At 70.7% G+C, this 6321-nt stretch carries 6 protein-coding genes; 4 read left to right on the forward strand and 2 right to left on the reverse strand.

The features are described from left to right. Nucleotides 1-67: 67 nt before the first annotated feature. Together DQW06_RS00600 and DQW06_RS29850 are read right to left on the reverse strand one after the other, a co-directional pair. Entirely contained in the window at nt 68-1765 is a 1698-nt protein-coding gene (locus tag DQW06_RS00600) for a nitrite/sulfite reductase (protein ID WP_013153833.1), read from the reverse strand. Nucleotides 1766-1943: 178 nt separating this feature from the next. After that, nucleotides 1944-2033 (reverse strand): putative leader peptide, encoded by a 90-nt coding sequence (locus tag DQW06_RS29850; RefSeq protein ID WP_017564358.1) that lies wholly within the window; start codon nt 2031-2033, stop codon nt 1944-1946. Between the two features lie 128 nt (nt 2034-2161). On the opposite strand from DQW06_RS29850, the gene DQW06_RS00605 reads away from it, so the two are divergent. From DQW06_RS00605 to DQW06_RS00620, 4 genes are all read left to right on the forward strand, one after another. Then, the gene (locus DQW06_RS00605) at nt 2162-3172 is read left to right on the forward strand and encodes a YihY/virulence factor BrkB family protein (protein ID WP_117197756.1); all 1011 of its coding nucleotides are present in this window, start codon (nt 2162-2164) and stop codon (nt 3170-3172) included. Between the two features lie 139 nt (nt 3173-3311). Next, the gene (locus tag DQW06_RS00610) at nt 3312-3785 is read left to right on the forward strand and encodes a hypothetical protein (protein ID WP_117197757.1); all 474 of its coding nucleotides are present in this window, start codon (nt 3312-3314) and stop codon (nt 3783-3785) included. Continuing rightward, on the forward strand, nt 3782-4555 hold the full coding sequence (locus DQW06_RS00615) for a hypothetical protein (protein WP_232832926.1): 774 nt from the start codon (nt 3782-3784) through the stop codon (nt 4553-4555). The genes DQW06_RS00610 and DQW06_RS00615 overlap by 4 nt, the downstream gene beginning before the upstream one ends. A gap of 393 nt (nt 4556-4948) precedes the next feature. After that, nucleotides 4949-6321, forward strand: a 1373-nt coding sequence (locus DQW06_RS00620) for a hypothetical protein (RefSeq protein ID WP_117197759.1), incomplete at its 3' end; no start/stop codon positions are given.

Raw genomic sequence — 6321 nt, forward strand, 5'->3', positions numbered from 1 at the left:
GTCCGCACGCGGACCGGCCCCGGTGCCGCGGCCGGGCGGCCGCGGCGGTCCCGACCGCCCGGACGAACTACTTCAGGTCGGCGTCCTCGGCCCGGCCGACCCAGGAGGCGAACGACTCGCCGTCCTCCTTCTGGTCCTGGAACCGGCGCACCACCCGCTCGACGTAGTCGGGCAGCTCGTCGGCGGTGGCCTTGAGTCCGCGGATCTTCTTGCCGAAGGACTGGGTCAGCCCCATGCCGCCGCCCAGGTGGATCTGGTAGCCCTCGACCTGCTCGCCCTCGGAGTTCATGACGAGCTGGCCCTTGAGGCCGATGTCGGCGACCTGGATGCGCGCGCACGAGTTCGGGCAGCCGTTGACGTTGATGGTCAGCGGCTCCTCGAAGTCGGGCAGCCGCTTCTCCAGCTCGTCGATCAGGGTGGCCGCGCGGTCCTTGGTCTCCACGATCGCCAGCTTGCAGAACTCGATGCCGGTGCAGGCCATCGTCTGGCGGCGGAACACGCTCGGGTTGACCTGGAGCCCCTCCGTCTCCAGGGCGGAGGTGATCGAGGCGATCCGGTCCTCCTCCACGTCGAGGATGACCAGCTTCTGGTCGGCGGTGGTGCGGACGCGGTCCGAACCGTGCTCCTCGGCGATGTCGGCGACGCGCAGCAGCGCGGTGCCCGAAACCCGGCCCACCTTGGGCGCGAAGCCCACGTAGAACCTGCCGTCCTTCTGGCGGTGCACGCCCACGTGGTCGCGGCGCAGACCCGAGTCCAGTTCGACGGCGGGGCCGTCGGGCAGGGCGTAGCCCAGGTACTCCTTCTCCAGGACGTCGCGGAACTTCTCCGCGCCCCAGTCCTTGATGAGGAACTTGATCCGGGCGCGGGTGCGCAGGCGCCGGTAGCCGTAGTCGCGGAAGATCCCGCAGACCCCGGCCCACACCTCGCTCACCTGGTCCGGGCGCACGAACGTGCCCAGGCGCTGGGCGAACATCGGGTTCGTGGACAGGCCGCCGCCGACGAATAGGTCGTAGCCCGCCTCGCCCGCCTCGTTGCGCACGCCCGCGAACGCCACGTCGTTGATCTCGTGGTTGACGCAGTGCACCGTGCACCCCGACACCGAGGTCTTGAACTTGCGAGGCAGGTTGGAGTACAGCTCGCTGCCGATGTGGTCCTCGTAGATCTCGCGGATCGCGGGACCGGCGTCGATGACCTCCTCCTCGGCGACCCCGGCCAGCGGACAGCCCAGGATGACGCGCGGGGTGTCGCCGCAGGCCTCCATGGTGGACAGGCCCACCGACTCCAGCTTCTCCCAGATCGCCGGGACGTCCTCCACCCGGATCCAGTGGTACTGGACGTTCTGGCGGTCGGTGATGTCGGCGGTGTCGCGCCCGTAGTCGCGGGAGATCTCGGCGACCGCGCGCAGCTGGGCGACCGTCAGCTGCCCCCCGTCGATGCGCACCCGCAGCATGAAGTAGCGGTCGTCGAGTTCCTCGGGCTCCAGGACGGCCGTCTTGCCGCCGTCGATGCCCGGCGCGCGCTGGGTGTACAGGCCGAACCAGCGGAACCGTCCGCGCAGGTCGGCGGGGTCGATCGAGTCGAACCCGCCCTTGGAGTAGATGTTGATGATCCGATCGCGGACGTTGAGCCCGTCGTCGTTCTTCTTGTTCTCCTCGTTCTTGTTCAGCGGCTCGTGGTAGCCGAGGGCCCACTGGCCCTCACCACGGCGGCGGCGCGGCTTGGCCGCGGTCGCTGTCCTGCCGGGCTGCGCGGAAGAGGGAGGCATCGCGGGTGTCTCCGATGAGGTGTCGCGGGGTGCTCACAGCCCCGGCGTCCACACCGCACGCCCGCGTCGCCGCACATCGTCGTGCTGGCGATCGGGAGGGATCCGCGTGTGGGATAAGGAGAAGAGGCAGGGCGCCGGTGCCGCGCGCACCCCTGGGGTGCGTCAAAGGGCGGTGGGATTAACCGACGCTGCAACAGATGGCGCTGCCGACCCGCAGGAAGTCCACGTGACGGCGCACGTAGAGCATGGGGTCCAGAGCAGCGATCATGTAATGAGAATGTCACGGGCGTCGAGGCTTTGTCCAGACGGGGTCTGACCGCCCCCGAGTGAGTCACGTCACTAGGTCCGTGCGCCCGTGGCGCGGGACGGCTCCCGAGGAGCGCTAACGTTTCCTCCGTGGCGGGTTTCTGGGAGCGGCTGTGGTACGCCGTGGACGGGTGGCTGAGACGTCATGCCCGCCTGCGCAGCGGGATGCTCCTCGTCCTGCGCACGGTCCGGGCCTTCGCGCGCGACCGGGTCGTCGGGCTGGCCGCCGAGTCGGCCTTCTTCACCCTCATCTCGCTGCCCGCGCTCATGCTGGGCCTCCTGGGCGCCCTGGGCCCGCTGACCGTCGTGCTCGGCGAGGACTTCGTCGAGGAGATCCGGCTGTGGATCCTGGACCTGACCGCGCGGGTGCTGACCCCGGACACCGTGGACAGCGTGGTCGAGCCGCTCGTGGACGACTTCCTCGGGGGAGTCCCGGGCGGGGTCCTGTCGGTGACGTTCCTGGTGTCGCTGTGGTCGGGGTCGCGGGCGATGAACGTCTTCATCCGCTCGATCACGATCTCCTACGGCCTGGACGAACTGCGCGGCTGGGTGCGCCAGCGGGTCCTGGCCTTCGTCGCCTACCTGGGCGGGCTGCTGTTCGCCATCCTCCTGCTGCCGGTCCTGGTGGCAGGGCCGGACCTGGTCAACCGGTTGCTGCCCATGACCGTGGGGCGGCTCAACCTGTTCTACTGGCCGACCGTCGCCCTGCTCGCCGTCGCCGCGGTCACCCTGCTCTACGCCCTGAGCGTGCCGGTGCGCACCCCGCTGTGGCGCCACCTGCCGGGGGCGCTGCTGGCCGCACTGGTGCTGATCACGGGTTCGGTGGCGCTGCGGGTCTACCTGGACGCCTCCTTCGGCCAGGTGACCATCTACGGTTCCCTGGCCGCGCCGATCGCCATCCTGGCCTGGCTGTTCGTGATGGCGATCGCCGTGCTGGTGGGATCGTCCTTCAACGCCGAGATCGACGCGATGTGGCCCATGCCGCGCACGGCCGCCGCCCGGGCGGAGATCGCCAACCGGGACTTCGAGCGGGCCAACCGGCTCGTCCAGCGCCGGGAGCAGGCGTTCATCGACGCGATCGTGGAGAGCAACGGGCACTGACCGGTTCCGGTCGTCCTTCGGCGTCCGAAAAGCCCGGAAAGTCCTGTCGCGCCGGTAGTTTTGTCGTGCCGACGGGCGGGAGGCCGCGATCCCGCCGCACCCGAGCCCGGACGGCGCCGCCCGTGAGAGGCCGTCCCCCATGACCGTTCCCCCACCGGACGCCGTTGTCCCGCAGGACGAGGGCGATCAGGACTCCGTGCCCGTCACCGTCGAGACCGTGCTCGGCGGATCGAAGACCATGTTCTACGGTTCGTTCGGCCCGCCCGTACTGATGCTCACGCACACCCTGCACATGTACCTGAGGGGCGGCAGCGAGATCTACTTCGGGCTCTTCGTCATGCTGCTGTCGGCCCTGGTCCTGATGCCCCTCCTGTACATGCGCTCCCTTCCGGGGATGATCGAACGGCGGCGGCAGCCGGTGAAGTCGCCGCTGATGGAGGGCATCCTGCTCGGCACGCTGTGGGCCGCTGGCGTGGTCTACCTCGTCGTCGCGGTCGGGGATCACCTCTACGAGGTCCTTCCGTGGCCCCTGCTGGCGCTGAACCTGGTCGCCCTCGTCCCACCGGCCCTCGGCACGGAGGCCTTCGTGCGCGAACGGCGGTGGCGGTCGTGAGGGCGTCGTTCCTACTGGTCCAAAGTGCAGGGCTCGGCCTGGTGGCGTGCGTCGCGATCGCCGGATGGGTGGGGACCACCGGCGACCCCGTTCCAGTGGCCGCCGGGATCTTCCTCGCGTTCCTGCTGCTCTTCCCGGTCGGGCTCTGGGCGGGTACCGATGCGGAGCTGACCTCCGGCGAGCTCCACCGGGTGCACAACACGCGGCATCCGTTCCGCACGACGCGTCTGTGGTGCTTCTTGATCGTCGGCAACGGGTTGCTCGCGCTGTTCTTGATCCTCTCCAACGCCGTGTGGACACTGGTGCCGTTGTTGCTGGTGGCCTGTACGGCGGGCGTGCTCTCCCTCTCCGCCGGCAGACGCGAGCGCCGACAGCTGCGCGAGGCGCTCGCCCGGCCCGAACTCACCGGCCCCAAGGTCATCGGTATCCGGAGCCCGGAGCAGGTGCCGCCGGGTTGGAGCCCGGTGCTGGTCCACCGCATCGACCGCGGGATGTTCGACATGCTCGTCGACTACCGGATCCTCGTGGACGGCGACCGGGTCGGCACGCTCGGCCCCGGTCAGACCCTCGTGCTCGGCCTCCCTCCGGGCCCGCACAGCGTCCAGGGCGGCCTCGGCAGACTCACCAACACCCCCGTCCCCTTCACGGTGGAACCCGACGCCGCGGTCCACTTCACGGTCGAACCGGCCAGTCCGGACCGCCGGGCCAACGCCGACCGGCGCTCGCGCCCCGGCGAGTACTTCCGCCTCGTCCGGGTTCCGCCCCGGTGAGGCCCTGAGCTGCTACGCGTGCGACCGGTGGGAACCAGGTGGCCAGATCCGGCCATTTTCGGTGTGAACTAAATATCTTCCCCAGGTGTCCACTCCATGGTGACGGCGATGCCCACGGCACCAGCCGCATCCCATGTTCGGATGAGTCTCCAGGTCACGGAGGGGAGGGCGGGACAACTGTCCCAGGTGCACCGGTCCGTGCGCGCGGCGTCGACGCATGGCCGGAATAGGCGTGACGAGCGACGATCAGTATGATCGCGTGCAGCACTGACTACGCGTGCGTCGGCACCGTCTCCAGGTAGTCCCCGACCGCGAACCACCGTCATCGCTGACCTAGGTCCCCGTACCCCCGTACACGAACAGGTCCACGTTCCCCATGCCTTCGGAGGCACCATGAGCCGGGAGTCCCGCCCGGGGCAGTCCCGGCCCACCGCCGTCATCGTCATCGCACCCGACGAACGCAGCGCCGAGATCGTCGTCGAGGGGCGCCGCCAGGTCGTCACGGGCCAGGCGCCCAAGGAGACGCGGCGCGCCGCGCTGGACGTCGCCACCGGCTACGCCGCCAGGATCGGTCAACCGGTCCTCATCGACGCCCGCGACGCCAACGGCTACTGGCGTCTGGTCGCCACGCCCACGGGCGTGGTGCAGGCGGCCGACCAGGTCCTGCCCGGCCGCGAGCCGACGCCGCCGCCTCCTCCCGCCCCGGCCGACCCTCCCGCCAGAGGTGCCGGGACCGGCCCCCAGCCAGGTGTCCGGCCCGAGGCCAAGGAGAGGAAGAAGGGCGGCCGGGCCCTCGTCATCGTGGGCGCCGCCGTGCTCGCCCTGGTGCTGCTCGCCGGTGCGGGCGCCGCCGCCTGGCGCTTCCTGCCCGGCCTCGGCGGGGGACCCGGGGGCGACGTCGCCACGGACCTGACCACCCTCAACCACCCCGCGCCTCCCCACTTCTCCACGACCGTCGACTTCAGCGCGCAGGTCGCCCCGGGCAGCCAGCCGGGGGTCAGCCGCGAGGGCGACCTGCTCGCCTACGTCGACCCCGAGCAGCGGCTCAACCTGCTCGACGCCGACGGTGAGCGCCTGTGGTCGGCCGACCTGCCCGTGGAGTCCAGCGAAGCCCTCGGCGAACTCCGGATCCTGGAGTACGACGGTGAGGACGCCGTCGTCATGGAGACCGCCGGAACCCTCTGGTTCTGGCCCGTCGCGGGCGGCGATCCCACCGGCGTGGACCTCCCCGAGAACGCCTCCGTCCAGTACGTGGGCCGCTCCGTGCTCGTGCGCACCGAGAGCGAGGCCTTCGTGCCCATCGGCGTCGAACTCCAACCGGTCCCGGTTCCCGAGGGCTCCGCGCCCATGCTGGCCGACGGGCACGACGTCCTCGCCGCCGTGGTCAACGGACCCTGGACCTGGGTCAGCCCCGACGACAACCCCGTGCAGGTCACCGCCCAGCGGCCGGACACCGCCGGTGACATGGAGGCCGTGCTCACCGCGCTGCGCGAGTACGTCATCATCCGCTGGGAGCCCCTGCGGGGCGAGGGCACGGTCCTGGCCTTCCACGACACCCAGGACGGCAGCGTCGTCGGCAGTGCCCAGATCGACCCCGCCGACCTGGAGGACGTGCGCCACCGCTCGGAGGCCGTCGGCCCCCGCCTGGTCGCCTACGGACCCGCGGTGATGAACCCCGAGAACGGCCGGACCGCCGTGGTCCCCGGTCTCAAGCCCCAGATCGCGGTCGGCTCCCTCGTCTTCGGCCAGATCGACGGCCACCGGGG

Source organism: Nocardiopsis sp. TNDT3 (assembly GCF_003427465.1).
GTDB lineage: Bacteria > Actinomycetota > Actinomycetes > Streptosporangiales > Streptosporangiaceae > Nocardiopsis > Nocardiopsis dassonvillei.

Bases quoted from the DNA above. Each gene is read 5' to 3' on its own strand.
- DQW06_RS00600 (WP_013153833.1), bottom strand. From the start codon at position 1,765: ATGCCTCCCTCTTCCGCGCAGCCCGGCAGGACAGCGACCGCGGCCAAG.
- DQW06_RS29850 (WP_017564358.1), bottom strand. From the start codon at position 2,033: ATGATCGCTGCTCTGGACCCCATGCTCTACGTGCGCCGTCACGTGGAC.
- DQW06_RS00610 (WP_117197757.1), top strand. From the start codon at position 3,312: ATGACCGTTCCCCCACCGGACGCCGTTGTCCCGCAGGACGAGGGCGAT.